Origin of the sequence: Anaerotruncus colihominis (genome assembly GCF_010206195.1) — a bacterium.
Taxonomy (GTDB): Bacteria; Bacillota; Clostridia; order Oscillospirales; family Ruminococcaceae; genus Anaerotruncus; species Anaerotruncus colihominis_A.
Genome location: NZ_VIQT01000014.1, coordinates 85,017 through 111,569, shown reverse-complemented (window position 1 = coordinate 111,569; position 26,553 = coordinate 85,017). Strand labels below are relative to the sequence as shown.

General features: G+C 55.2%; 30 protein-coding genes. 25 read left to right on the top strand and 5 right to left on the bottom strand.

What is annotated here, in order from left to right; genetic code table 11:
- Positions 1-166: 166 nt before the first annotated feature.
- From FMM72_RS10845 to mtnA, 5 genes are all read left to right on the top strand, one after another.
- Positions 167-1,396, top strand: coding sequence for a substrate-binding domain-containing protein (locus tag FMM72_RS10845; protein WP_160209101.1), 1,230 nt, complete (start codon positions 167-169; stop codon positions 1,394-1,396).
- Between the two features lie 202 nt (positions 1,397-1,598).
- On the top strand, positions 1,599-3,128 hold the full coding sequence (locus FMM72_RS10840; RefSeq protein ID WP_162221428.1) for a sugar ABC transporter ATP-binding protein: 1,530 nt from the start codon (positions 1,599-1,601) through the stop codon (positions 3,126-3,128).
- A 42-nt stretch (positions 3,129-3,170) separates the two neighbouring features.
- Positions 3,171-4,157: an ABC transporter permease gene (locus FMM72_RS10835; RefSeq protein WP_160209099.1), complete on the top strand. Its 987-nt coding sequence runs from the start codon at positions 3,171-3,173 to the stop codon at positions 4,155-4,157.
- Positions 4,158-4,419: 262 nt separating this feature from the next.
- The gene (gene mtnK / locus FMM72_RS10830; protein ID WP_160209098.1) at positions 4,420-5,643 is read left to right on the top strand and encodes an S-methyl-5-thioribose kinase; all 1,224 of its coding nucleotides are present in this window, start codon (positions 4,420-4,422) and stop codon (positions 5,641-5,643) included.
- 29 nt (positions 5,644-5,672) lie between these two features.
- Complete coding sequence (gene mtnA, locus FMM72_RS10825; protein WP_162221427.1) at positions 5,673-6,737, top strand: S-methyl-5-thioribose-1-phosphate isomerase; 1,065 nt, start codon at positions 5,673-5,675, stop codon at positions 6,735-6,737.
- A 62-nt stretch (positions 6,738-6,799) separates the two neighbouring features.
- Here the strand turns inward: mtnA and FMM72_RS10820 are convergent, their stop codons facing one another.
- The gene (locus FMM72_RS10820; RefSeq protein ID WP_160209096.1) at positions 6,800-7,552 is read right to left on the bottom strand and encodes a DeoR/GlpR family DNA-binding transcription regulator; all 753 of its coding nucleotides are present in this window, start codon (positions 7,550-7,552) and stop codon (positions 6,800-6,802) included.
- 410 nt (positions 7,553-7,962) lie between these two features.
- On the opposite strand from FMM72_RS10820, the gene FMM72_RS10815 reads away from it, so the two are divergent.
- The 12 genes from FMM72_RS10815 (at position 7,963) to FMM72_RS10760 (ending at position 16,518) form a co-directional block, all read left to right on the top strand.
- Positions 7,963-8,808 (top strand): class II aldolase/adducin family protein, encoded by an 846-nt coding sequence (locus tag FMM72_RS10815; RefSeq protein WP_160209095.1) that lies wholly within the window; start codon positions 7,963-7,965, stop codon positions 8,806-8,808.
- Between the two features lie 12 nt (positions 8,809-8,820).
- The gene (locus FMM72_RS10810) at positions 8,821-9,924 is read left to right on the top strand and encodes a hypothetical protein (RefSeq protein WP_160209094.1); all 1,104 of its coding nucleotides are present in this window, start codon (positions 8,821-8,823) and stop codon (positions 9,922-9,924) included.
- A gap of 252 nt (positions 9,925-10,176) precedes the next feature.
- Positions 10,177-11,376, top strand: a complete 1,200-nt coding sequence (locus FMM72_RS10805; RefSeq protein ID WP_162221426.1) for an iron-containing alcohol dehydrogenase — start codon at positions 10,177-10,179, stop codon at positions 11,374-11,376.
- 24 nt (positions 11,377-11,400) lie between these two features.
- Complete coding sequence (locus FMM72_RS10800) at positions 11,401-12,057, top strand: hypothetical protein (RefSeq protein WP_162221425.1); 657 nt, start codon at positions 11,401-11,403, stop codon at positions 12,055-12,057.
- A gap of 12 nt (positions 12,058-12,069) precedes the next feature.
- A complete protein-coding gene (locus tag FMM72_RS10795; RefSeq protein ID WP_162221424.1) occupies positions 12,070-12,378 on the top strand; it encodes a EutN/CcmL family microcompartment protein in 309 nt (102 codons plus the stop codon).
- A 38-nt stretch (positions 12,379-12,416) separates the two neighbouring features.
- Entirely contained in the window at positions 12,417-13,730 is a 1,314-nt protein-coding gene (locus FMM72_RS10790; protein ID WP_162221423.1) for a 4Fe-4S dicluster domain-containing protein, read from the top strand.
- On the top strand, positions 13,727-14,272 hold the full coding sequence (locus FMM72_RS10785) for a BMC domain-containing protein (RefSeq protein WP_160209089.1): 546 nt from the start codon (positions 13,727-13,729) through the stop codon (positions 14,270-14,272). Before FMM72_RS10790 ends, FMM72_RS10785 begins: the two co-directional genes overlap by 4 nt.
- 241 nt (positions 14,273-14,513) lie before the next feature.
- A complete protein-coding gene (locus FMM72_RS10780; protein WP_257431769.1) occupies positions 14,514-14,792 on the top strand; it encodes a BMC domain-containing protein in 279 nt (92 codons plus the stop codon).
- Between the two features lie 6 nt (positions 14,793-14,798).
- Positions 14,799-15,086, top strand: a complete 288-nt coding sequence (locus FMM72_RS10775; RefSeq protein WP_160209087.1) for a EutN/CcmL family microcompartment protein — start codon at positions 14,799-14,801, stop codon at positions 15,084-15,086.
- A 12-nt stretch (positions 15,087-15,098) separates the two neighbouring features.
- The gene (locus tag FMM72_RS10770) at positions 15,099-15,377 is read left to right on the top strand and encodes a BMC domain-containing protein (protein ID WP_006874473.1); all 279 of its coding nucleotides are present in this window, start codon (positions 15,099-15,101) and stop codon (positions 15,375-15,377) included.
- A 4-nt stretch (positions 15,378-15,381) separates the two neighbouring features.
- A complete protein-coding gene (locus FMM72_RS10765) occupies positions 15,382-15,669 on the top strand; it encodes a EutN/CcmL family microcompartment protein (protein ID WP_160209086.1) in 288 nt (95 codons plus the stop codon).
- A gap of 57 nt (positions 15,670-15,726) precedes the next feature.
- Positions 15,727-16,518: a hypothetical protein gene (locus FMM72_RS10760; protein WP_160209085.1), complete on the top strand. Its 792-nt coding sequence runs from the start codon at positions 15,727-15,729 to the stop codon at positions 16,516-16,518.
- A 55-nt stretch (positions 16,519-16,573) separates the two neighbouring features.
- On the opposite strand, the gene FMM72_RS10755 is transcribed toward FMM72_RS10760, so the two are convergent.
- Together FMM72_RS10755 and FMM72_RS10750 are read right to left on the bottom strand one after the other, a co-directional pair.
- Positions 16,574-16,870, bottom strand: a complete 297-nt coding sequence (locus FMM72_RS10755; protein ID WP_160209084.1) for a helix-turn-helix domain-containing protein — start codon at positions 16,868-16,870, stop codon at positions 16,574-16,576.
- A gap of 78 nt (positions 16,871-16,948) precedes the next feature.
- On the bottom strand, positions 16,949-17,272 hold the full coding sequence (locus FMM72_RS10750) for a helix-turn-helix domain-containing protein (protein WP_160209083.1): 324 nt from the start codon (positions 17,270-17,272) through the stop codon (positions 16,949-16,951).
- A gap of 632 nt (positions 17,273-17,904) precedes the next feature.
- On the opposite strand from FMM72_RS10750, the gene FMM72_RS10745 reads away from it, so the two are divergent.
- The 6 genes from FMM72_RS10745 (at position 17,905) to spoVM (ending at position 21,396) form a co-directional block, all read left to right on the top strand.
- Positions 17,905-18,747, top strand: a complete 843-nt coding sequence (locus FMM72_RS10745) for a MerR family transcriptional regulator (RefSeq protein ID WP_160209082.1) — start codon at positions 17,905-17,907, stop codon at positions 18,745-18,747.
- A gap of 101 nt (positions 18,748-18,848) precedes the next feature.
- Positions 18,849-19,886: an NAD(P)H-dependent amine dehydrogenase family protein gene (locus FMM72_RS10740; protein WP_162221422.1), complete on the top strand. Its 1,038-nt coding sequence runs from the start codon at positions 18,849-18,851 to the stop codon at positions 19,884-19,886.
- 339 nt (positions 19,887-20,225) lie between these two features.
- Positions 20,226-20,765 carry a stage V sporulation T C-terminal domain-containing protein gene (locus tag FMM72_RS10735; protein ID WP_162221421.1) on the top strand — a complete coding sequence of 180 codons (540 nt, stop codon included), beginning with the start codon at positions 20,226-20,228 and terminating at the stop codon, positions 20,763-20,765.
- 2 nt (positions 20,766-20,767) lie between these two features.
- Positions 20,768-20,947: a hypothetical protein gene (locus tag FMM72_RS10730; protein WP_162221420.1), complete on the top strand. Its 180-nt coding sequence runs from the start codon at positions 20,768-20,770 to the stop codon at positions 20,945-20,947.
- Between the two features lie 168 nt (positions 20,948-21,115).
- Positions 21,116-21,271, top strand: coding sequence for a hypothetical protein (locus FMM72_RS10725; RefSeq protein ID WP_006874459.1), 156 nt, complete (start codon positions 21,116-21,118; stop codon positions 21,269-21,271).
- Positions 21,272-21,309: 38 nt separating this feature from the next.
- Complete coding sequence (gene spoVM, locus FMM72_RS17615) at positions 21,310-21,396, top strand: stage V sporulation protein SpoVM (protein ID WP_367117005.1); 87 nt, start codon at positions 21,310-21,312, stop codon at positions 21,394-21,396.
- A 141-nt stretch (positions 21,397-21,537) separates the two neighbouring features.
- Here the strand turns inward: spoVM and FMM72_RS10715 are convergent, their stop codons facing one another.
- Complete coding sequence (locus FMM72_RS10715) at positions 21,538-22,140, bottom strand: hypothetical protein (protein WP_160209077.1); 603 nt, start codon at positions 22,138-22,140, stop codon at positions 21,538-21,540.
- Between the two features lie 196 nt (positions 22,141-22,336).
- On the opposite strand from FMM72_RS10715, the gene FMM72_RS10710 reads away from it, so the two are divergent.
- Together FMM72_RS10710 and spoIVA are read left to right on the top strand one after the other, a co-directional pair.
- Entirely contained in the window at positions 22,337-23,869 is a 1,533-nt protein-coding gene (locus tag FMM72_RS10710) for a DUF3794 domain-containing protein (protein WP_162221419.1), read from the top strand.
- A 31-nt stretch (positions 23,870-23,900) separates the two neighbouring features.
- Positions 23,901-25,379 (top strand): stage IV sporulation protein A, encoded by a 1,479-nt coding sequence (gene spoIVA, locus FMM72_RS10705; RefSeq protein WP_160209075.1) that lies wholly within the window; start codon positions 23,901-23,903, stop codon positions 25,377-25,379.
- Between the two features lie 424 nt (positions 25,380-25,803).
- On the opposite strand, the gene FMM72_RS10700 is transcribed toward spoIVA, so the two are convergent.
- Entirely contained in the window at positions 25,804-26,433 is a 630-nt protein-coding gene (locus tag FMM72_RS10700; RefSeq protein WP_162221418.1) for a GNAT family N-acetyltransferase, read from the bottom strand.
- Positions 26,434-26,553 lie beyond the last annotated feature (120 nt).

Below are 26,553 nucleotides of genomic sequence, written 5' to 3'. Positions count from 1 at the left end.
TAGATGGTTAATATTTACAAAAAGATTTTATATAATTTGGCGGAACAAACAAAAAAAGAAAAAATACAACAAATTCGTTTACAAACCAAACAGGCTGTGTTAAATTGGAGATAACACAGGGGAGCAGTAAGCGGTTCCCCCAGGAGAAAGATGACAGGAGGATACAATGAAAAAGATTATCGCTTTGATGATGGCTCTCGCAATGCTTTTGACAGTTGCTGGATGCGGCGGCTCCAACAATGCGGCCGGCGCTGCAAGCACCCCTGCAGCAAACAACGCCGCCCCGGCTGGCGATGCCAGCACACCGGCGGCCAGCGCGCCCGCCGACAGCGCGCCTGCAGGCGACGCAAGCGCCTCGCCTGTGGCGGGCAAGAAGGTCGCCTATATCATGCAGATGGCGCCTTCCGACATTTTCCAGATGTGGTCCGAGTACGCGGAGAAAACCGCGGTGGGCCTCGGTATGGAGTATCAGGCGTTCTTCTGCAACGGTTCGGATACCAATTGGCAGGACACGGTTTCCCAGTGCGCTTCCGGCGGCTATGATGGCCTGCTGCTCAGCCACGGCGGTCAGAACTACGCTTACACATTCCTGACCGATCTGCTTAAGCAGTATCCCGATCTGAAAATCGCAACCTTCGACACCCCGTTTAAGGACAACAATGGCGAAACACAGAAGATCGAGGGCGTGACCCAGTTCTTCCAGCAGGACGCTCAGTTTGCCGAGCTGCTGCTCGACTACATCTGCAACACTCTGAATCCCGACAAGGTTGCAGCCGGCGAGCCTGTCAAGGTTCTGAAGGTTTGGGTTGGCCCGAACTTCAACTCCCCGTTTGACCGCCGCCAGGTCGGCTATGAGAAGTACGAGCAGGAAGGACTTATCCAGACGGTCGAGACCATCGGTCCGTCCGACTTCAACAATGCCGAGGCTTCCATGACCGACGTCACGACCGCGACGCTGGCAAAATACCAGCCGGGCGACATCGATGCGATCTGGTGCTGCTATGACCTGTACGCGAGCGGCGTGTATACCGCTCTGACCCAGGGAGGCTTTGACATCCCGATGGTCAGCGTCGACATCAGCAACGCCGATATCGACAAGATGGCGGCTGCCAATTCTCCGTGGAAGGCCTGCGCCACCACCAACTGGTACTATAACGGTGAATTCGGTATGCGCGTTCTGGCTCTGGAAATGGCCGGCGAGTATGACAAGATCATCGACCCGATGACCGGCGCCGCCAGTGATTGGCTTGAGCTGCCGACCACGGTCGTGACACAGGACATGGTGTCGGGCGGCGGTATCAACGTGATGAATCTGGACACGGTAGCGGGCGAAGGCTACAGCGACCGTTCCTGGATGCCCACCACCGACTGGATGACCGCCCTGCTGGGTGACTGATCAAAATAAAAGAGCGGATCTCTGGGAAGAACGACTGCTCTGAGCGTTACATGTAACGAAGCGGGCGTCGGGGGCTCCCCCCGGCGCCCTGCTTAATGCTTTTCCCATTGGCTGATTGTGAAAAGCCGCGCGGAGCGCGGCGCTGCACGCGGTTTTTCACTGCCAGCCGGCGGAAAACCACAAACTGGAAAAGAGGGAATCTATGGACAAAATCACGCTTGGAACCAGGAATGTTTCCATTGTTTTTCCCGGCGTCAAGGCGCTGTCAAACGTGGATTTTGAAATCGCAACAGGAAAAATCCATGCGGTGCTTGGCGCGAACGGCGCCGGAAAATCGACGCTGATGAAGGTATTGGCTGGTTCGAACCCCGATTATACCGGAGATGTGCTCTATAACGGCGAGGTGGTGGAGCTGCGCAAGCCGGCCGCAGCCAAAGCGCTTGGCATCCAGATCGTATATCAGGAGGTCGATATGGCGCTGATCCCATCGCTGTCCGTCGCGGAAAACGTCATGTTTAACCACATGGTTATGAATATGGGGCACGGACAGTTCATGAACTGGGGGAAAATCCGCAGCGAGGCAAGAGAGGTGCTCAAGCGCCTGAACATCGACCTTGATGTGAACCGCCTGGTCGGAACGCTGTCACTGGCGCAAAAGCAAATGGTTCTGATCGCCCGTGCGATCCAAAGCTCCTGCAACTTCCTGATTCTTGACGAGCCGACCGCGCCCCTGAGCGATACAGAGACGGAGGAGCTGTTCAGGCTCTGTAAGCACCTGATTGAGACAGAAAATCTGGCGGTTATCTTTATTTCGCACCGTCTGCATGAGGTGTTGCAGATCTGCGATTCGTACACCATCATGCGCAACGGCGAGATTGTGGACAATTCCCCTATCACACCGGAAACGACCACAAAGGAGATTGTGGAAAAGATGCTCGGCCGCTCGTTTGAGGAGAACTTCCCCAAGGAGATTGTGGACATCGGGGAAAAGGCGTTTGAGGTGGAGCATCTCTCCGATACCGAGGGTAAGGTCAACGACGTGTCGCTTTATGTCCGCCGCGGAGAGATTGTCGGTGTCGCCGGTCTGGTTGGCGCGGGCAAGAGCGAGCTTTGCAAGACGCTGTTCGGCGCGCTCAAAAAGTCCGCCGGCACGATTTCCATGGACGGCCGGCAGCTCAAGATCAAGAACCCGTCCGACGCGGTGCGCAGCCGGATGGCGCTGGTGCCCGAGGAACGCCGCAAGGAGGGCGTGCTTGTCAATGAAACGGTCGATTTCAACCTGTCGGCCGCGTGCCTGAGCAAATTCTGCCGGATGTCCTTCATCAATAAAAATAAGACAGCCGCCAACGCCAAACAATTTGTTGATTCGCTCGGCATCAAAACGCCGTCCATTTTCCAAATGGTGCGCAACCTGTCGGGCGGAAACCAGCAGAAGGTGGTTGTTGGAAAATGGCTGGCGGCCGACTGCGATATCTATATCTTTGATGAGCCGACAAAGGGCGTCGACATCGGCGCGAAGGCTGAGATTTTCAAGCTGATCAATGAGATCGCAAAGCAGGGCAATTGCGTGCTCTATGCGTCGTGCGAAAACTCCGAGATCCTTTCCATTACCGACCGGACCTATGTTATGTTTGACGGCAGGATCATGGCGGAGCTTGAGACAGCCGAAACGTGTGAGGACGAGATCATGCATTATGCGGTCGGCGGAACGGAAGCTTTCGTGGCCAGCTGATTGGGCCGCGGTACAAATCCACTCATTCAGGGGGAAATACATATGAATCAACTGCTTAAAAAGAAAAGCGCCGGCCGTTTTCTGATGGACTGGGCCGCCGTTATCGCGCTTGTGGTCTCCATCGTTATCTTCACGGTCATCCAGGGCGGCGCATTCTTCTCCGCGGCCAATGCGATCAATATTTTAAGGGCCATGGCCATCACCACCATCTTTGCCATCGCTGCGACCGTGACCATGGCGCCGGATGGTTTCGACATGTCCGCCTGTACGTTGGCGTCCTTCTCCGCGTATGTGTTTGCAAGTACATTTTTGTGGTTTGGCCTGCCGCTGTGGGCCAGTATCCTGGCGACGATTGTATTTACAATGGTTATGTATCTGCTGACCATGTTTTTGATCCTGGTCTGTAAAATTCCTGATATGCTGGCGACCTGTGCGCTGATGTTCGTACACCAAGGACTGGGACTCTGGTGGACGGGCGGCGGCGCGGTTTCTTCCGGTATGCCGACGCCGTGGAAAGCGGAACCGATCCGCAAGGGTTGGACCGAGGGCTTTTTGAACATTGGACGCGCCCCATGGTGCATCCTGATTATGCTGGCCTGCGTGCTGTTTGCGTTTATTTTCCTCAACTACACCAAGCACGGCCGTTACCTTTATGCGATGGGCGGCAACAAAACGGCCGCGAAGCTCTCCGGCATCAACGTTAAGAAATACCGTTTCGTCGCCGGAATGGTGACTGCGGTGTTTATCGCCATCGGCGCGATGGTCGTCTGCTCGCGCAACTCCGCCGCGCAGATCACAGGCTGCGACAACTATCTGATGCCCTCGCTGGCCGCGGTCTTTGTCGGCCGGTCCGTAGGCGGCGCGGAGAAGCCCAACGCCATCGGAACCATGATTGGCGCTGCGCTGATCTGTACATTGGAAAACGGGCTCACACAGGTCGGTGTTTCGTATTACGTGCTGCCGGCTGTCAAGGGCGCGGTTCTGGCTCTGGCGCTGATTGCCGCTTACGCAACCAAGAAAGAGGATTAAGCCCCGGTTTTCTCCTGCAATTCGGAAAGAGGCCGCCGCACGGCTTTGTTCGGCGGCGGCCTGTTCTTTCTTTATTTATATAGAAATATGTTGTATTGATGAAATGTTGCTTTTTGATCGTTTTGAATTGACAAATCGTTAAAATAGAGATAAAATCAAATAAAACAAAAAATAAAAACAAAAAACAACATAATGATTTACATCGGGAATCGGCAGATCATTTGTATTGAATCGTAAACAATGATACAGGAGGTTTTGCGGAATGAAAAAGTATGATAGCTATTTTCTGATGAACCTGAACGACGCCAAGGAGTATGCCCTTGAAAAGGTGACGCGGTTCGACTGGGACGTGAACTCCATGCAGTGCAAGGAGATCGGCGACGGAAACTTAAACTATGTGTTCCGCGTCTGGGACGGCAAAGGCCATTCCGCCATTATCAAGCAGGCTGGCGAGGCGCTGCGCATATCGGCTGACATGCACATCTCCACCGACCGCAACCGCATTGAATCTGAAATCCTGCTGCTCCAGGGCAAGCTGGCTCCCGGATACGTTCCGGAGATTTATTTTTATGACACGGTGATGTGCGCCTGCGGAATGCAGGATTTGAGCGGCCATGCGATCATGCGCACCAGTATGCTTCAGCACAAGATTTATCCAAAGTTCGCCGAGCAGATCACCACCTTTATGGCCAACACGCTGATGGGTACGACCGACATCGTGCTGGATCACAAGGAGAAAAAAGAGCTTCAAAAGAAGTACATCAACCCCGAGCTGTGCGAAATTACCGAGGATCTTGTCTATACCGAGCCTTACAACAATTGCGCGAATCGCAACAACGTCTATCCACCCAACGCCGACTTTGTCAAGAAGGAGCTTTACGGAGACGAGGCGCTCCATCTGGAGGTCGCCAAGCTGAAAATGGACTTCATGTGCAACGCGCAGTCATTGATTCACGGCGACCTACATACCGGCTCCATCTTCATCAACGATGACACCACGATGGTATTCGATCCGGAGTTCTGCTTCTATGGTCCTATGGGTTATGACATCGGCAATGTTGTCGCAAATATCATTTTTGCATGGTGCAACGGCGACGCGGAAATTGCCGGTCAGGCCGAACGCGACAAATTCTGCGGATGGGCCGAGCAGGTGATTGTCGACGTGGTTGATCTGACGATGGCGAAGATGAAGGCGTACTATACCGAGCATGTCACCGACCGTATGGCCAAAACGCCCGGCTATATGGATTATTATCTTGGTACGGTCCTGTCCGATACCGCCGCGGTCACAGGGCTTGAATTGATCCGCCGCACGGTCGGCATGGCAAACGTCAAGGATTTGACCACCATTGCCGATGAAGTGAAGCGCACCCGCGCCGAGCGCGTCTGTATTCTGGCCGCCAAACGTTATATCAAAGAGCGCGCCGCACTGCGCAGCGGCGCTGATTTCCTGAAGGTTTTGAAGGACGCCGTCGCTTGCCTGTGAGCCGGCCGACAGAAGGAGGATATACATAAATGAATGCGTTAAATCTCGATACCGTCGTATTGGCGGATAATAAAAAGGAAATGGTCATTCTCGACCAAACGCTCCTGCCCGGGGAAATCAAATATCTGACGCTCTCCAAGGCGGAGGATATATGGGAGGCCATCTATGCGCTGCGCGTGCGCGGCGCGCCGGCCATCGGCGTGGCCGCCGGCTACGGGATTTATATTGTCGCTTCGCAGCTCGAAACGGATGATATGGACGCTTTTGTGAAAAACTTCAAGGAGAAGAAAGCGTATCTCGACTCCTCACGCCCGACGGCCGTCAACCTCTCCTGGGCGCTCAACCGGATGGAGAAGGTGCTCGAGGAAAACCGCGATAAGCTGACAGTCGTGCAGATGAAGGAGCGCCTCTGTCAGGAGGCGGACGCCATCCGCGAGGAGGACATCGCCATCAGCCGCAGCATCGGAAATTTGGGCTTTGAGCTGCTGCATCACGGCGACGGCATCCTGACCCACTGCAACGCAGGCACGCTCGCCACAGCCAAGTACGGCACCGCCCTGGCGCCGGTTTATATCGCTCTGGAGCATGGCTGGGACGATCTGCATGTGTTCTGTGACGAGACGCGCCCGCTGCTTCAGGGCGCGCGCCTGAGCGCCTTTGAAATGCAGACCGCCGGTGTGGACACCACGCTGATCTGCGACAACATGGCGTCGATCACCATGAAGCGCGGTAAGATCAACATTGTGTTTGTCGGCTGTGACCGCGTCGCTTCAAACGGCGACTTTGCCAATAAGATCGGTACGAGCGGCGTGGCGATTCTTGCCAAGCACTATGGCATTCCGTTTTATGTCTGCGCGCCGTCCTCCACGATCGACATGTCGCTGAAAAACGGCGATGAGATCGTGATTGAGGAGCGTCCGGCCGAGGAGGTCACGGAGATGTGGTATGCCAAGCGCATGGCGCCGGAGGGCGTCAAGGTCAACAATCCCGCCTTCGACGTGACGGACCACAGCCTGGTGACCGGCATCATCACAGAAAAGGGAATTGCTTACGCTCCCTTTGACAAAGCGTTTGAAAAGCTGGGCATCAAATAAGCAGGCGCAATGAAAAAGGGAGGTGGACCATCAGCCCATCTCCCTTTTTTATAGAATTTCAATCAATAAAATGCGATGTTTTTCCCTGTCAGATAGTCCTGCCATGCCTGCGGCAGAGGCTTGTCACAGATCATGGCGTCGATTGAATCCAGCCCGCAGGCGAAAGCAAAGGAGGTCGGCCCCACCTTGGAGTGATCCACCGCCAGATAAGTGCGGTTGCTGCGCTGCGTGATCAGCCGGTGGATGGCCGCATCCCCTTCGGAAACGTCTGTCAGCCCGTTTTCCATGCTGACAGACCGGCAGGATATGAACGCCTTATCGACATAGTAGTTTGAAAGGGCGCGGCAGGCGTTATCGCCAAGGAACGCCATGCTGTTTGGGGAAAAAGAGCCGCCGATCAGGATAAGGCTGATCGTGGGGGAGGCCGCCAGGATGGTCGCAATTTGCAGGGACGTTGTTAAAACCGTGAGGTTCTTATTGGCCAATTGCCGGGCGACAAACCAACAGGTGGTCGAACCGTCGAGAAAAATAGAGTCGCCGGATTGGATATGCTGGCTGCATTTTTCTGCAATCAGGGTTTTTTCCTTGGTCTTGAGGACCTGGCGCATGGAGATATCGATGTCGTTTTGCACGCCATCCAAAATGTAAGCGCCGCCGTGGGTTCGGATCAGGTCGCCCTGTTCCTCCATCAGGCGCAGATCCCTGCGGATGGTTTCCTTTGTCACACGAAGGCGTTTTGATAGATCGGTTATTGTAACGCTTTTTCGTTCGAGAAGCTGCTCCTTGATGGCGTTGCGCCGTGTGATCGCAAGCATTGCCAATCCCCTTTTCCCTCTGAGAACTCTTTTATGGACATATCGGGCCTGTTGACAAAGTCGCTGTACCCCAAACAGCGGCGCTTTATTCCGGCATCTTTCACAAAAATACTCGTGAATCCTCAAAGGCTTGCCTGTGTTTTTTGTTTTATCCGCCGAAAAAACCGCTCTCGCTTTCGGCACAGTTTGGTTTGTCAACAGCCCCATATTACCACGTTTTCGTGCAAAGTGCAATATAAGCATAACCGGCTCGGCTGGATTCCATACAGAACAGACGCCCGGATGCGCGAATCAGGCGGCGGTTTCTTGACAAAGCGCCCGCAGCCCCCAATAATAAATATTGGATCATTGACCGGGACCGCGCCGCGCAGCGGCACGGATCATGAACAAACAAGGGAGGTTCAATCAAAATGAGAAATATGGGCGATTATATGGGTGATTATGAGGCCAAGCAGCTGATTTTGGAGGTTGGCCGCAGGATGTACAATAAAAATTTTGTGGCGGCCAACGACGGGAATATTAGCTGTAAGGTTGGTGAGAACGAGTTGTGGGCAACGCCGACCGGCGTTTCCAAAGGATATATGACGGAGGATATGCTTGTCAAGGTGGATTTGGACGGCAATATCCTGCGCGGCGGTACAAAGCCGTCCAGCGAATTGAAGATGCATCTGCGCGTTTATCGCGAAAATCCGCAGGTGAAAAGCGTGGTGCATGCGCATCCGCCGGTGGCCACTTCGTTTGCAATTGCGGGAATCCCGCTCTCACGGGCCATTTTGCCGGAGGCGGTGGTGCAGCTTGGAGAGGTGCCTGTCGCGCCGTACGCCGCGCCCGGCACACAGGAGGTACCGGATTCGATTGCGCCGTTCTGTAAAACGCATAACGGCGTTCTTCTGGCCAACCATGGCGCGCTGACCTGGGGAAAGGACCCGATGCAGGCGTATTTCCGCATGGAGTCGCTCGAATATTATGCGCTTGTGACCATGTATACCGGCAGCATCATTGGACAGGCCAACGAGCTTTCCTGCGAGCAGATCGATCAGCTTGTTGATACGCGTACACGGCTGGGGATCAGCACCGGCGGCCGTCCAGCGTGTCAAAATGTCGGAAGAGACGGTGTTCCGGCCTGCGTGGAGCAGAAAAGATGCGGCGGGCAGTGCGCTCACGGCGGCCAGCAGCCGGCCGGGACAGCCGCGGGCGTCGAAATGGAGGATATCGTGGATATCGTGCGCCAGGTGATGGCGCGCGCCAAGCGATAAAGGGAGCGGCCTATGAGCAGAAAAAACCGCACAGGCGGCGCGCCGGCGGAAACGCCCGCCGGCCGTGCGGCCGCCGCGCAGGCGGCGCAGCGGCGCAGGCGTATTCGTTTTATTGCGGTATGTGTTGCCGCGGCCATAGCTTTGCTTGCAGTGCTCGCCGTGGCGCTGGCCGCTGCCGGGTTTTACGCCAGATGGGCCACGGCGGTGACAGTCGGCGATATAAAGGTGAGCGCGGCGACATACAGCTGTTATTTCGGCAAGGCGTATGCGGAGATGTCCTCCATGTTCTCTATGACCAGCGGCGAAAGCCTGGAAAGCTACTATGATGAGGCGACCGGGTCCGACTGGCGCGACCTGGTCAAGGGTCAGGCCGACGCGGCCATCCAAAGCGATTACGCCGTTGCGGCGGAGGCGCAAAAAGCGGGCTGGACGCTGCGGCCGGAGGATCAGGCTGCGGTCGGGGATGAGATATCCCTGATAAAAAGCATGGCGGAGAGCGACGGCTATGCCGGCGCTGACAGCTATCTGGCCGCCACTGTCGGCGCGGGCTGCAATCTTGATACATACCGGGATTTTGTGGAAACGGTGAAGCTGGCCGAGAGCTATCGGGATGCGTACAGAGCTGGGCTGACCTTTGATCAGTCGGAGATTCAGGCGGCTTATGAGGCGTCGCCGGAAACGTTTGATATGGTGACCTTCCGTTCCTTCTACTACGCGGGCGCCGGCGAGAAGCAAGCCGAAGAAGCCGCCGCGAAGGTGACGGACGAAGCTTCCTTCGCACAGATGGCGCGCGATTATGCGTCCGCTGACGAGCAGCAGACGTATGCGGACGGCGACGCCACCCTTGAGACAATGCTCGTCTCGCGTCTCAATGAAGGCAATCGCGCATGGCTGACGGATCCCGCCCGCGCCTATGGCGATGTGGGGACGGTGGCCTATAAGGACGCGGGGTGCTTTATCCTGTTTTTCATCGGCCTGAATCAGGATGATACAGCCCGGGACCAGGCCGTGGAGGAACGGCTGCGCGAGCAGGCGTATGAGCAGTGGACGGCACGTTTGACGGAGGACTATCCGCTCAAGCGCCACTGGCTCGGAATGGCCAGTATCACACAGTGATATTCCGGATGAAACGGACAAAATCGGACATCGGCATGGATCGGACGCATCCGTAACAAAAAATATGCCGCAATTTCTACATGATTGACAACCCTAAGGCGGTTGCGCACAACATTTTTCCCATGATATAATGACATTGAGAATGTGTTTATTTATTTGTTTTTTTGGATAAAAGTCCGATCATAAACGAAGAGGACACCTGCAAAGCGCGCGGCCGGACAAGGCCGGCGCAAGGCAAAGGAGAGTGACAGCATGGAGAATCATGTGGTCGAGCTGGTACAGCCCCGCCACACATTGGTTGGGGAAAACAGCATTTTGGAGATACCGCAGTTTCTGCGCAGGTTGGAAGGCGTGGTGATGGCTCTGGTTGTGACCGACCAGGGACTGGTGAAAATCGGGACCGTTAAAAAGGTTACGGATGTGCTTGACCGCGCCGGAATCCGATACTGTACCTATGACGGCGTGCAGCCGAATCCCTCGGTTGGCGTCGTCAACGAGGCGATGGAGCAGTACGCCCGGCAGGGTTGCAACTGCATCGTCGCCATCGGCGGCGGTTCACCAATCGATGTAGCAAAAGCGGTGAGTATCCTAGCCGCCAATGGCGGCCGCATTGAGGATTATTGCGGCGTGCGCAAGTCGGCGCGGCCGGGCGCGCCCATCGTAGCGGTCAATACGACCGCAGGTACCGGCAGCGAGGTCACATGCGCCTATGTCATCACCGACGAGGTGAAAAACGTCAAAATGGTCATGATGGACCCGAACTGCCTGGCTTATCTGGCCATTGACGATCCAACCCTGATGGTGGGGATGCCGCCCTCCCTCACGGCCGCGACTGGTATGGACGCGCTGACCCATGCGGTGGAGGCGTACACCTGCCGCGAGGCCACGCCCTACACGGACGCACTGTCGATTGAAGCTATCCGGCTGGTGGGCAGATCTTTGCGCAGGGCCGTGGCCGACGGCGGCGATATGCGGGCGCGCACCGATATGTGCTGGGCGGAATATATGGCGGGACTCGCCTTTTCAAACGCAGGTCTGGGGCTTGGGCACAGCATCGCCCATCAGCTTGGCGCGCAGTACCATATTCCGCACGGCATCGCCTGCGCTCAAATCCTGCCGCGCGTGATGGAATACAATGCTCCGGCCTGCCTGGAGCGCATGGGCGATATCGCCGGCGCGCTGGGAGCGGATATACGCGGCTTGTCCGCTCAGGATGCCGCTCAGGCGGCGGCTGACTGTGTCCGTGATTTGAGCGAGGATATCGGAATCCGTCCGCTGCATAGCTTTGGGTTTTCAATGGACGATATCCCGCTGTTGGCCTGCCATGCGATGGAGGATACCTGCACGCCTTCGAATCCAATGGAGGCTGTTGAGAGCGAGGTGGCCCGCATCATCGCAAAGACATATTGCGAGGGCCTTGTAGTAGAGGCGGTCCGCCAGCAGGGGCTTTAAAACGTGTTTCGGAGCGGTACGGATATGGACAGGGAACAGATGCACAGCCTGATTGAGCAGATTGCCGGCGAGGTCAACCGGCGGCTGGCGCGTAAAGACGGCGGCCAGGGCCGCCGGGGCGCGCATATCGTCCTGCTGCCCGCCCCGGCGGCTTTTCCCGAGGAGCTTGACCAGTGCCTGACGCAGCGATACGGCGGCTGGACCATGGCGGATTTTTCCGGCACGATGCAAAACGCCCTGTCGCCGGAGCAATTGGGACGCGAGCGCCTGCTCGCGCTGACCTCGCAGGCCGAGACGGTCGCCCTGGCGGCGCCGCCTGTCGCCCTTCTGCGGGAGATCGCCGCAGGAGAGGATGGGACGGATTTGGCCTTCCTGGTCATCCGGGCAATCCTGTGGGGAAAAAGGGTGGAGCTGCTGTTGGATTTTGACCCACCGCGTTTTCACCGCAACAGCCTGCTTGGACAGGTCGCCGAGGCTTTGGAGACACTGCGCTCCATGAATGTGGAGACAATCAATTATCATCATTCGCAGCAGTGCGAACGGCTGACACTGGTGACGGAGGAGTCCGTGCGGCAGGCCGCGCGGACTGTGGATAAAACGGTTTGGTGCAGCGCCGGTGCGATCATCACGCCGTCCGCCCGGGATGCTCTGAGTGAAACGGGCGTGCGGCTGCGGTACTAAAGGAGTGAGCCGATGCAGTTGGCAAGAGTAAAAGGCACGGTGGTCAGCACAAATAAAGCGGAGACCCTCACTGGGCTTAAGCTGCTGATCGTCAAGCCGATCGATATTGAAACCTGGGAGGAGAAGGGCGCGCCCCTGGTCGCCATCGACGCGGTCGGCGCCGGCGAAGGGGAAGTGGTCATGCTCGTCAGCGGCAGCTCCTCCCGTCAGACGCAGTTGACTGTAAACAAGCCGACCGACCTGACGATTGCCGCCATCATTGATTCGGTAGATATCGGCGGGAAGCGCGTCTTTGAAAAGTTTGTCAGCGGCGAAGGGTGATCCCGGCGTGTGACAGGTCAAAGTTGAGGTAGTCATATATGGATGTTAAGGAAATGGTGATGAACGCCGGAATTTTGGGCGCGGGCGGCGCGGGTTTTCCGACGCATGTAAAGATCAACTGCCAAGCCGAGGTCGTCATTGTCAACGGCGCGGAGTGCGAGCCGCTTTTGCGGGTTGATCAGCAGGTGATGGAGCTTTATGCGGCAGAGGTCGTGGAAGGGCTGCGCCTGGTGATGGAGCAGACCGGCGCGAAGGAGGGCGTCATCGCGCTGAAAAAGCACTACGAAGGCGCGGCTAAGGCTCTGGACACTGCGATCGAACCGTTTGGGCCGCTCCGGCTGCACCTGCTGCGCGAATATTATCCGGCCGGCGACGAACAACAGATTGTTTACGAGGTGACGGGGCGCGTCGTACCGACCGGCGGCCTGCCGTTGGACGTTGGGGCGGTCGTCTGCAACGCGAGCACTTTGCTCAATGTGGCGAACGCCGCGGATGGTAAAAAGGTGGTTGAAAAGTATGTGACCGTGGGCGGCGCGGTGCGTGCGCCGCGCACGTTCAAGGTCCCGGTCGGTATCTCCTGCCGGGAGCTGCTTGAAGCGGCCGGAGGTACAACTGGGCCATGCCGCTATATCATCGGCGGTCCCTGTATGGGCCGCGTGGTGGACGAACCGGATATCCCGGTGACAAAGACGACTGGCGGTCTTTTAGCTTTCCCTGTGGATCATCCGCTGTGGAAGCTGCGTGAGGAGACGCTCAACATGCAGCTTATCCGGTCGGTTTGCTGCCAGTGCTCCATGTGCACGCAGATGTGCCCGCGCAACGCCCTTGGCCTGAACGTCCAGCCGCATAAGGCGATGCGGACAATCGCACAGGGAGCTGATCTGCTCGGCGATGCAAACGGCGTCTTTTCCTGCTGTAACTGCGGGGTTTGTACATATTACGCCTGCAATTTTGGACTGAAGCCGTCCCAGGCGATGCAGCAGATGAAAGCGATGCTCGCGCAGAAGGGCGTCAAGCCCCGCAAGGAGGTTTATACCCGCGTTGACCGCAGCATCGACGACAAAAAGTTGCCCGTTAAACGGTTGATCGCGCGGATGGGCCTGGAGCGGTACGATATGGACGCGCCGCTGTCGGAAAAGCTGCTCCCAACCGGGCAGGTGCGCATCATGCTGCGCATGGGCGTGGGGGCGCCGAGCGTCCCGGTAGTTAGCGTGGGGGATAAGGTCCGCAAAAATGCGCTTATAGCTGATATCGCCCCGGGAAAACTGGGCGTAAAGATGCATGCGAGCATCTCCGGAACTGTGACCGCGGTGACGGACAGCTATGTTGAGATAAGGAAGGCGACCATATGAACGCGTTAGGTATGATCGAGTTGACCAGCATCCCGGCCGGTGTGCAGGCGGGGGACGCCATGCTCAAGGCGGCCGCAGTAGAGCTTGTTACCGCGCAGCCGGTCTGTGCGGGCAAATACATTGTGCTTGTCACCGGCGAAGCGGCTGCCGTGCGTGAGAGCGTCGAGGCGGGCAAGCTGTCCGGCGGTGAAAAGCTGGTGGACAGCATGTTCGTCGCGAATATCCATCCCCAGGTGCCTCGGGCGATCAACGCCTGCACGGAGATCGAACGGGTCGCGTCGGTGGGTGTGATGGAGGTGTTTTCACTGTGCGCGGCCGTGCTGGCGGCCGATGCGGCCGCCAAGGCCGCCGACGTGCAGCTGATGGAGGTGCGTCTCGGACGCGGGCTTGGCGGTAAATCGTTTATCGCCCTCACCGGCGAGATCGCTTCTGTCCAGGCCGCAGTGGACGCTGCACGCGCCGCCGAAGGGACGGCGGGACTGATGAATGACAGCGTTGTGATCCCTGCGCCGCATCCCGATATGATCAGGTCGTTGTATTGAGTTCAAAAGCCGGACGGACGAAAAGCCGGGCCGGAAACGATAGGGACAGCATCCGATTCTAAGAACCTGTACCCACAGCCGGAGGATGCTGGGCAAGCCATGGATTTTGTGCCCGATCAAGGAGAATCTTTGCAGGCGGGCTGCCGCCGGGAAAAAATTCAACGCGGAGCGGAGGCAAAAGATTCGCCTGGACGGCGCTTGGCGACTGTGAATACAGGTTCTGAAACAACAGGAGGATATGATAATGAAGTTAGCACTCGGTATGGTTGAAACACGCGGTCTGATCGGCGCGATCGAGGCGGCCGATTCGATGGTGAAAGCCGCGAACGTCACGCTTGTGGGCAAGGAGCAGATCGGCTCCGGGCTTGTCACTGTGATGGTCCGCGGCGACGTGGGCGCGGTGAAAGCCGCTGTTGAAGCGGGCGCCGCCGCCGTGAAAAATGTGGGCGAGCTGTACGGCGTGCATGTGATCCCCTCGCCGCATGACGAGGTCGAGGGCATTCTGCCTGTCAAGGAGTAAGGCTGTATGTATATCGGCGAGGTGGCCGGGCGGGTGGTGTCAACCGTTAAAACAGAAGGGCTGAAAAATATCCCGCTGCTGGTTGTGCAGCTCATTGAAAAGGGCAGGCGGACAAAAATGATTGTTGCGGCCGATTCGACTGGCCAGGCCGGTCGGGGCGATCTGGTCTATCTGATCGGTTCCGAACATGCGGCGCAGGTGTTCCGGCGCGCGCTGGTGCCGTCCGACGCGTCGATTGCCGGAATCATCGATACCTATCATATTGCGTTTCCAAATGACAATGATATAAATTAAGGAGTGTTTGAAATGAAATTGGCATTAGGCATGGTTGAAACACGCGGATTGGTCGGCGCGATTGAAGCGGCCGACGCAATGGTCAAAGCTGCGAATGTCACGCTTGTGGGCAAGGAGCAGATCGGCTCCGGGCTTGTCACGGTGATGGTCCGCGGCGATGTGGGCGCGGTAAAGGCCGCCGTGGAGGCGGGAGCCGCCGCCGCCAAGCGTGTCGGCGAGGTGTACGGCGTGCATGTCATCCCGTCGCCGGCCGACGAGGTCGAGGCGATTCTCCCCGCTTTGAAGGAGTAATTCCGTGCGGGTCGCGCAGGTCGTAGGCAACGTTGTTTCCACGGTCAAGGACTCAAGCCATGCGGGACAAAAGCTGATGATTGTCGATTTTCTGGACGGCGCGGGACGCCGGACCGGGGAAAACGCCGTCGTTTTCGACGCAGCGCAGGCAGGCGTGGGCGATGTGGTGCTTGTCAACACGGACGGCGGCGCGTCGGCTATTTTCCTGGGAAAGCATGTGATCGCGGATATGACAATCTGCGGCGTTTTGGACAGCGTTTGTCTTGACGGCGAAACAAAAAGCTATCTTTAGATTTGAAAACGTCAAGGGCTGTGCGCGGCCGCTTTGGCATGAGAGGAGGGCGCGGCCATGGAACTGCATGAGATTGTAAGCGCGGTGGAGCAGCAGATGCTGCGCGCCGCCCGCGGCAAAGGGCCGGGCGGCGGCCGGGCGCAGCGATGGCCGGAGCCGTGCACCGTGCCGGGAGCTGTTTCGCTCGAGCTTCTGTCTGCGCTTTGTACACAGGAACAGGTAGAGCAGGCGTGCCGGCAGGCACGCCTGCTCGGCGCGGCGGCGGTGACGCTTCCTCCGTATTTTTTGCCGCTTGGACGGCGGCTGCTGAGCGGCAGCCCGACAGCTCTGACCGCGGCGGTTGGACACCCCTGGGGGGCGCTGACGCCGCGGGCGCGCACGGCGCTCGCAAAGGACTGTATGGATGCCGGGGCGGACGAGCTGGAGATCGCGCTTGATCTGGCGGCGGTCAAATCGGGCGCGTTGGCCTCAGAGCGGGACGCGCTGGAGGAGCTGGCGCGCCTGGCCCAGTCCGGCGGGCGCGTTATGTCGATACTGATCGATCTGAAGGTGCTGTCGGCGGGGGAGCTTGATCAGGTGCTGACAGCCGCGCGCCGCAGCGGCGCGGCCGGGGTCGCACTGCGCTGCTGTACCGATCCGGGCGATGTGCGTGTTGCTCTGGAGCTGCTCGGTGGGCAGATCGCCGTGAAAGCAAGCGGACCGGTTAAAAGCTTTGATGGAATCTCATCGCTGCTGTGTGCAGGCGCTGCCCGCGTCGGCGTGGCCCGGCTGGAGGCTATACGGCGCATGGAGGGCTGGGGACAGCCTGCAAAAGCTGGGGCGGGTCCGTTGTTTTCAGACAGCCTCTGAAAAAGCCAAGCGGAACACTCCGCCGGGACAACTGTACCGGCGGAGCGTTCCGCTTTTATTCCAGCTCCTGCTGATTGAGCTTCTCAATCTTTTGTCCAATATAGGCCTGCACTTCCTTCAGGGCCTCGGTAATTTTTGACCGTTCCGATTGATGGGAATATGGATCGTCGGTATTGCCGATGAGATAATCAACGGATACGCCAAAATATCGGGCAACTTTAGCCACCTTGTCGACTGCAGGCGGATGGTTGTCCCAATAACGGATGGTACTTCTGCCAAGACTGACTTCACGTTCCAGCTTTGTGATACTGATATTTACCTGTTGACAAAGGGCGGTAATGCGATCGATCATAAGGGACAGTTCACCTTCAAATTCAAATAAAAAACGAGAATTTCATTGACATTCGTTATATAATGCGATAAAATGAAACTAATCTTTTTCTTCAATGGAATAGTTGAGAAGAGGCTCCAAATGTTCCTGGACCTCGGAGGTCGCGCGGGAGAGCAGCTCCAGGGAACGGATAAAATCATACATCGCGTCTCCAACATTCTTATGTGACTGTGGATTATCCGTGTTCCCGATTAAATAATCAACAGAAACATCAAAATAGCGAGCAACTTTGGCCACCTTATCGACCGCTGGCGGATGATCGTCCCAAAAGCGGATGGTGCTTCGGCCAAGTCCGGCTTTGCGTTCCAGCTCGGTTATTGTGATGCGTGAATGCTTACAAAGTGCTTTGATTCTCTCAAGCATATCGGTCACCCGTTTTGGATCGTGTAAATTTACGATTTTTCGGACAAATTTCGATATATAACAACAATTATCTTGACAATTGTTATCTAATACGATAAAATATGGATAATTGATATATTAGTAGCAGGAAAGTTAAAGGGGAGTGTACCTCTGCGGTCTATAGATCCCTTAGATCAATCATAGCTCCCCTTTGATTTTATGCAGAAATCGGCCTGCATCCTGCTGGCCGGTTTCTGCTCCCCCCCACTGCCTTATATCTGTGTGCTTTTCAGCGGGCGTTATTCCTTTATTATAGCGGATTTTCTTTTTAATGACAAGCGTCGGCGCGCCGGCAATCATATCGCCGGTTTTTTTATAGTGTTTGTCCGCACTGGTTGCGTTCGCCCACTTGTGGACGACTGTATGGTTGCTTTAAAAGTCTTTCATATCCCTTTATATGTAGACACGGCCTCGTTTTGAAAGCCGTGTCTTTTTTTTATGCACAGAATCACTCCTTGGCAGATGCGGCTTTGAAAGCTTGCAGCCAATCGGTAAAAATTGACTGCGATACCTGACAAACCAGCTTGCTCTGTGTTATGATGAAATTATGAAAAACCTTGCACCTGCTATAACATAATAAGGAGGCCGATTTCATGCATCTGCTGACAGTGGGGGAAATGGCGCGCTTAAATCATGTATCGGAACAAACCCTGCGCTTGTATGACCGGGAGGGGTTGCTGCGCCCTTGTGTACGAAAAGAAAATGGCTATCGTTATTATGACATCAAACAGAGTGTAGAACTGGATATCATTCAGTATATGAAATCGCTTGGCATCAGCCTCAAGAAGATCAGACAGCAGTTAAAAGCACGTGATGTTGAAGGCGTTGAACAGGCGCTGCGCGACAGGGACCGGCAGCTCATGGAGGAAATGCGCGCGCTCCAATGCCGTCGAAGCGCTGTGCGCCGTACCCTGGAAAGCCTGGCTTTTTACCGTTCAGCTCCACCGGATGGCATCATCCAGTTGGAGTATATGCCAGCGCGCCAAGCCTATGTGTTAGATACGGGCGTCAATTTTTACGAGCACGACCTTGACACCTACGAATCCCTGTTGCGCCAGCTGAAAAAGGGGCTGCTGGAGGACGATTTACCTCAGATTTATTTTTGCAATGCTGGTACCATTCTGCGCCGGACACATCTGGATAAACGCTTGTTTTATTCCACAGAGGTATTTGTATTTGTCAACCCGGAATTTGTTTCTTCCGAACTGATTACGATTTTTCCCGCAGCCAGCTACGCCTGTATTTACTGTGATGATTTTTATAAAGAAAAGGAATATGCGCACCGTTTGCTGGAATATATCAAAGCGCAGCACTATATAATAAGCGGGGATTACCTGTGCGAAGTAATTACGGACATGCCGATTTCCTTGCCGGATGAGCGAAAGATGTTTCTCCGGCTTCAGGTCCCCATAGAGTTTTGCACAAAAAGATTGTGAAAAAAATGGCGGATTTGCGGATTGACCTTATACCAGCTACAACAGTTACATTAAATTCACAATCATCATCGCTCAAATATCAGAAAGTGAGGGATTTTACAATGATCAATCGTGAAAAAATCCGCGTGGTGCAATATGGCTGCGGAAAGATGTCCAAATATACGCTGCGGTATCTCTATGAGAAGGGCGCCGAGATCGTTGGCGCAATCGATGTCAATCCGGCTATTGTTGGAATGGATGTCGGCGATTACGCTGGGCTGGGCGTTAAGCTCAATGTTCCCATTCGCAATGATGCCGACGCTGTGCTGGACGAATGCGATGCAGATATTGCGGTCGTGACACTGTTCAGCTTTATGCCTGATATGGTACAGCATTTTGAAAAATGCCTGTCCCGTGGTATCAACGTCATTACTACCTGTGAGGAGGCCATCTATCCGTGGACGACTTCGGCCGCCATCACCAACCGTCTTGACAAGATAGCCAAGGAAAATGGCTGCACAATCGCCGGTACTGGTATGCAGGACATTTTCTGGGTTAACTGGATCGGCACGGTTGCCGGCGCTGTCCATCGCATCAACCGCATCGAAGGCGCGGTCAGCTACAACGTTGAGGATTATGGACTTGCCTTGGCCAAGGCGCACGGCGTTGGTTTGACGCCGGAGCAGTTCGAGGAACAGATTGCGCATCCAACCACTCTGGAGCCTGCCTATGTCTGGAACTCCAACGAGGCGCTGTGCAACAAGCTTGGCCTGACCATCAAATCAAACAGTCAGAAATGCGTGCCATATTTCTATGACCAGGATTTGTGGTGCGAGACGACGGGTGAGACAATTCCAAAGGGCAACTGCATCGGTATGAGCGCCGTTGTGACAACCGAGACGTTCCAGGGCATTGTGATCGAGACGCAGTGCATCGGTAAGGTTTATGGACCGGACGACGGCGACATGTGCGACTGGACGATCAAGGGTGAGCCGGATACAGCGTTTACACTGAAAAAGCCGGATACCCCCGCGCACACCTGCGCGTCGGTTGTCAACCGTATCCCCACGATTCTCAATGCGCCGGCCGGCTATATCACCGCCGAAAAGCTGGATGAACTTGAGTATCTGGCATGGCCCATGCACATGTACGTTGACTGATTTTAATCAGCTGCAAAGCGGTAAAGGCCGCAGAATAGCAGTTGGTAACAAAAGGACGCCAATCCGGATGGATTGGCGTCCTTTTTGCACTGTGTGAGCTTTCCATAACCTCCGGATAAAAAATCCATCGGCAGGTTCTGACAGTATCCAAAAAAATTTCCATTATAATCAATGGAAAACACAGCATAGCAAAGGAAATTTTGCGGATACTATCTACTGTCAAAAGTATCAAATACATCATCCCAATCTTTTTATCTGATATTGATCAGGATTTGTTTGAACAGAGGAAGGTTCCGGTTGTTCAAAGAAATCTAAACATGCTTTTGGAGGTAATAAGAAGTGAAAGCCACAGGAATTGTGAGACGGATCGATGATCTTGGGCGCGTTGTTATCCCGAAGGAAATTCGTCGGACGATGCGCATCCGGGAAGGCGATCCACTGGAAATATATACCGATAACGACGGGCAGGTAATCTTTAAAAAGTACAGCCCGATCGGCGAGCTGTCCGCCTTTGCGGGACAGTATGCCGAGGTGCTCAGCAAAACAGCCGGTTATCCTGTGATCGTATGTGACCGCGACCATGTGATCAGCGTCGCAGGCGTTCCAAAGAAAGAGCTGATCGAACGCCGCGTATCGCCTGCCCTTGAGGAAATGATGGAGCAGCGGCACAGCTTTGCTGTCACAGCTGACGGCAAGAAGATGCAGCCGGTTGAGGGAGTCGACCGCTATGCGCTCGCCCAGGCGCCGATTGTCGCCGCGGGAGATGTCTGCGGAAGCCTGATGTTCCTGGCAGGGGACAGCCCGGCGCCGGCTACCGAAACAGAGATCAAGCTGATCCAGGCGGGCGCGTCGTTCCTTGGCCGCCAAATGGAGGAATAACGATGGCAAAAAAGAACGATCGAGCTGACCACGCGCTTTCACCGCGCGACAAGCTGCGCGTTGGGCGCGTCATTGAGCATATGATCGCAATCCCGCCGAGCCGTACCGATCCCAATGGAAGCTATACAGGCCGCCCTATGGCGCGTGGAGAGGTTCCTGTGCAGGATGCTGATGATCTTTAAAAGTTAAACGATGCGGTCCCCGTAAAAAAGCTGTGAAACACCAGCTTTTTTGCAGGGACCGCATTGCTGTCACCAAAAAAAGTGCCGCGCGTATACTGGGTTAAGAGCATCGGGCGGCTTTTTAAGCTGTCCCGGCGTATCCGAGTCAACAGGCGGAAGGTGAGCGGGATGAAAAAGAAATTCCTTGATTGCAACTGTTGGGCGCAATGCTGCGCCGGGTTTGGGCTTGGTATTGTGCTTGCAGTCTTTACATCGCTCAAGCTTGTGCTGATCCTGGCGGGTATCATGCTCGTCGCGCTGGCTGTCCGCATTCTGCTGCTGTGATAATATCGGGCCGTTGGCCTGAGAAAAGGTGGTTGCTTATGAAGATTGTCGTCATCAAAAGCCCGAAGTTCCTTTCCCCGATCCTGCGCTTCTTTTTTAAGATCAGCAAGGAGCCGGCCGCATAGCGGTACGCGGCGCGCCCGCAGGGCGCACAAAAAAACAGAAACACCCGGGACAAAAGTCCCGGGTGTTTTTGTTGTGATGCCGGAAATTCTTAGAACCGTTTCGTCATTTTGGCAGGAGCCATTCGGTTCTATGTAAGATTCTCAGGCAGCGGACTCAGAGGCGGCTGTGTCAACTCCGGTTCCCATGGTCATCAAAGCGGATTGCAGCTCCTGAAGCGCCTCGCCGTACTTCTGGGAAGCCTCGGTGATCTTGGCCTGCATGGCCTCGGCCTCTGTGGCGGGATCCATTGCGAGACCTTCCTTAAAGAGCGTGGTAGCCTCATCCATTTTACCGCTGGCGCTTACAAATGCATCATGGATTGTCGCCAGAGATTCAGGCGGGGTCAAAGCGGCAATTTCCTTAAACGCGTTGTTCAGGCTGTCCATCAGGCTGATCAGCTTTTCGTTATAGTCCTCAGCGGACGGGTCAAGCTGCTGGAAAGCGGTCGCCTCATTCTGGACATTGGTCATCAGCTCGGTAAGCTTATTGGCATATTCTTCCTCAGTCATAGCCTCGCCGGCTGGGGCGGCGGCTTCGGAGGAAGCAGGGGTGGACGCGTCGGCGGCAGCTTCGGAGGAAGCCGGTGTGGAAGCGGCCGGGGAAGATGTGTCGGCAGCGGGCTTGTCGCCGCCGCAGGCAACGAGGGAAAGGGCCATCAGGCCGGCAAGAAGGGTAACGCCTATTGTTTTTGTAAGCTTATTCATTCTGTTTTAGATTCCTCTCAAATTTGTTAGATTATGCATCACAACTTGATTATTTTAGCACATCTGAAAAAATAGTCAAGTCAGAAAGCGTCGATCTTTGTTAACAGTTTGTTAAAGCAAGGAATGAATACGCGCGCATATTCGGAAAAAGGTGGACATATATTGGTGGTAGCAAACGGAAGGTGAGGGTCATGCTATGGAGTTGAATCTGCAAAAACAAACGGTCAGCGTCAATGAAACGGTTTATGACGGCTCCGTGGAACAGCCGTTGGAGTGCGATGTCCTGCTGCCGGATTACTGCCCGGATATTCAGAAGATCCTGCGCTGTGAGGTGACGCCGTCGCTGCTTGCCGCCAGTGTGAACGGCGACCGGCTGTCCATTGACGGCGTGGCCACGGCGCATCTTTATTATCTTGACGAAAACGGTTGTCTGCGCCACGCTGAATACAAAATTCCTTACACGCGTGTTGTTGAACTGCGCGCCGCGCCGCAGAACCCGGTTATCACAATCAGCCAGAGCGTCGATTATTTTAATTGCCGTTCAGTCAGTGCGCGCCGGCTCGATATGCGCGGCGCGGTCAGTATTGCGGTGCGTGTATCCGGGCAAAGCGAGGAGCAGGCAGTCTGCTCCGCCTGCGAAGGCGGACTGGAATTCTGCCCGGAGACAGCGGAAAATACACGCATTCTGCCGCAGGCTTCGCGTCAGATTGTTTTGCGCGAGGAGGTCGAGCTTGGCTATGGAAAGCCGGCTATTGCCGGAATTATCCGCTTTGACGCTTCGGCGGAGCTGAGTGATTACAAGATTTTGACAGGCAAGCTCGTTACAAAGGGAGAATTGGCGGTTCGAATTATCTATCAATGTGAGGAGGACGCCAAAAAGCTGGAGATGATGGAATACAGCCTGCCAATCAGTCAGGTGGTGGATATCGATGGGCTTGAGGAGGACTGCACATGCAGTGCCTGGTATGAGGTAAGCGCATGTGAAATCACACAAAAGGCGAACAGCGACGGTGAAAACCGCATGTTTGCGCTGGAATGCACAATGAACGCCTGCGCGCTCGCGCACCGGCGCGTGCAGCTCGACGCGGCGTGCGACTGCTATTCAACACAATTTGAGTGCAAGCCAACGATTAAACCGGTACCGCTGCTCAAGCTGCTCGAAGCGGTGAACGAAACCTGTATGTATAAGGAGACGCTTGATCTGCCGCCGAATGTGGAAAGCATCATCGACGTTTGGTGTACGGCAGGCGCGCCGGGGGTGCGCGTGGAGCAGGAATGCGTCGTCGTGTCGGGAAAGATGACCATCTGCATGTTTGTGTGCGAGGCGGGCGGCGAGGTCGCTTATTACGACCAGGTGCGGGAATACAGCCACCGCATTCCATTGCGGGAGGAATATGAAACGATTGTATTTACCCCGTCGGTCTGTGCGGGAACGGCAACCTTTTCCATGAACGGACACGATAAGCTGGAGGTGCGTTGCCCAGTACGCATTCGCGGCGGGTTATATAGCCAGTATCGTAAAAAGATTGTCTGCGATGTTGCAATTGATGAATCGCGTCCTAAGCCGCGGCGTGACAATATGCTGTATCTTTACTACGCGTCGGAGCATGAATCTGTCTGGGAGATCGCAAAACGGTATAATACGTCGACAGCTGCCATCCAGGCGGGAAATCAATTGGAAACAGGTGTGCTCGACGGCAGGAAAATGCTGCTGATCCCGATGAAATAAAGCAGCAAACGACCGAAAGGGGAGAAATTGAATGGAGACACAGGCCATTTACAGGGATATCGCCAAACGCTGCGGCGGCGATATCTATATTGGAGTGGTGGGTCCGGTCCGTACCGGAAAATCCACCTTCATCAAACGGTTTATGGAAACGCTCGTCATCCCAAATATCACGAGCGAATTTGCCCGCGAGCGGGCGACGGATGAATTGCCGCAGTCCGCGGCCGGCCGCACGATTATGACGACGGAGCCGAAGTTCATTCCTGAGGAGGCCGTCAAGATTTCCCTTGACGACAGCGCGACGCTCAACGTGCGCATGATCGATTGTGTCGGCTATATTGTCCCAAGCTCGCTTGGCTATATTGAAAATGAACAGCCGCGCATGGTCGTGACGCCGTGGTTTGATAAGGAGATCCCATTTAATCTCGCCGCTGAAATCGGCACGCAGAAAGTGATCAATGAACACAGCACAATCGGCCTTGTCGTCACAACGGACGGCAGCATCAGCGACATTCCCCGTGAGGAATATGAAGAAGCCGAGCAGCGCGTCGTCAATGAGCTGCGCCAGATCAACAAACCGTTTGTCATATTGCTCAATTGCACAAACCCTTCATCGCCGGCGTCCGTTTCCCTGCGCGCATCGCTTGAGGAACGCTATGGCGTGCCTGTTGTCGCTGTGAACTGTCTCGACCTGGGGGAGGCGGACATCCGTGTGATCCTTTCCGGCGTCCTGTTCCAGTTCCCAGTGCGCGAGGTCGCCGTGTCGCTGCCCGGATGGGTGACATCGCTTGCCCCCGACCACTGGCTGCGCACCTCGCTGTACGACTCGATCCGGCAATCCGCCCAGGACGTCGAACGGATCGGCCAGCTCAAGTCGAAAATCATAACGCTGTCCGAATGCGAGCATGTCAGCCGCGTGCTGGTTGACAATATCGATCTGGGAAGCGGTTCAGCCGGCGTCAGCGTCGATGTGAAGAATGATTTGTTCTACCGCATCCTCGGCGAGGCGACCGGGCTGGAAATTCCGGATGAATCGGCTTTGATGCCATGTATGGTGGAGCTTGCGGCCGTCAAGCGCGAATACGACAAGGTAAAATGCGCGCTCGACGAGGTTGCAGCCACAGGCTACGGCATTGTGATGCCATCGCTTGAGGAGCTTTCGCTCGAAGAGCCGGAGATCGTCAAGCAAGGCGGCCGGTACGGTGTGCGTTTGAAAGCGTCCGCCCCGTCTATCCATATGATGGCGGCAAATATCACAACCGAGGTCAGCCCAATCGTTGGCTCCGAAAAACAATCGGAGGAGCTGGTCATGTACCTGCTGCGGGAATTTGAGGAAAATCCCAAGAAGATCTGGGAAAGCAATATCTTTGGAAAGAGCCTGCATGAGCTTGTCAATGAGGGATTGCACAACAAGCTTTACCGGATGCCGGGCGACGCGCGCATGAAGCTTCAGGAGACGATCGAGCGCATTATCAACGAGGGCTGTACAGGACTTATCTGTATTATTTTATAGGGGGTTTGGGAAAACGGCCGGCCGCGCTACAGCGCGGCCGGCCGTTTTGCTGGCGGGCTGCGGCAAAAAACAGGATTGATTTTATACAGCCTGACGTTTACGCTTTTGCATATGATAAATGCAAAAGAAAAGGGCGCTGAAAATGAACGAAAGAAGGGCGCGATTCCGCACAATATCTGGCGGCCGGACATACTCCAGCATGGCGCACGAGGCGCACCGGACCGGCTATACAAAGCTGGAGATTACGAATCCAAACGATGGGAAAGGAGATTTTTTGATCGAGCTTTGTCAGAAGCTTGCGTTCCTGGACGCGACGCTGACGATGGCCTGGCGTATAACGGCGCGTGAAGCCAGAATAAAAATCAGAGAGGCGGGACGCATTGCGGCCCGCCTCTCTGACGCTCCTTTTTTAACAGACTTGTTATTATGCCCGCACCATACAGTATTGCTTGAGTGCAAAGTGCTTCTGCACAACCTCGAACAAGCGAAAGCCATAATGCTCATACATGCGGACGTTTTTTTCATTGTGCGTCTCCAGAGAAACCATCAGCTTTCTCTGATCGGCATACTGCTGGACAGCGCGCATCAGTTTTGTCGCGACGCCGCAGCCGCGCATGGGCGGCCGCACCGCAAAATAGACAATGTGCATGCGGCGGTCGGTGTGCAGGTCGTTTGTCCAGACAGAGTTGAGGTAATCCTTGCCGCGGATAAAATTCCAAAAGGTACGCAGCGAATGGTCGTCACGGATCAGATACACACCGCTTTTCAGCGCATAATAAAGTTCGACAGCATAATATTTAAGCGGATTATATGGCTCCGTTTCATCGGAAACAATGATGATGCCGTTTAAATCCGGGCTGTCGGCATAGATTTCACAGTTTTCGAACAGTTCATCCAGATCACAGCTAAAAAGCTCCGGCAGAAGCTTTTGGCGTTTGTCCGCCTGTGGGATCAGTTGCAGATAGAGCGGGTCCTGTTGAAAGCATTCGGTCAGTAATGAGCCAAGCTTTTCAACATCTTTTTTCTCCACGCGGTATAATTGGTCGGTTTTCAAAATTTCACTCACCTTTTGTTATTTCAATAGCTAGGGGCTGTTTGAAAAATCAAAATACCTGTCTTTTTCTACAAACAGGGGCGGATGCCGCGTTAAAAAAGCCTCGGAAGCCGAAAGGAT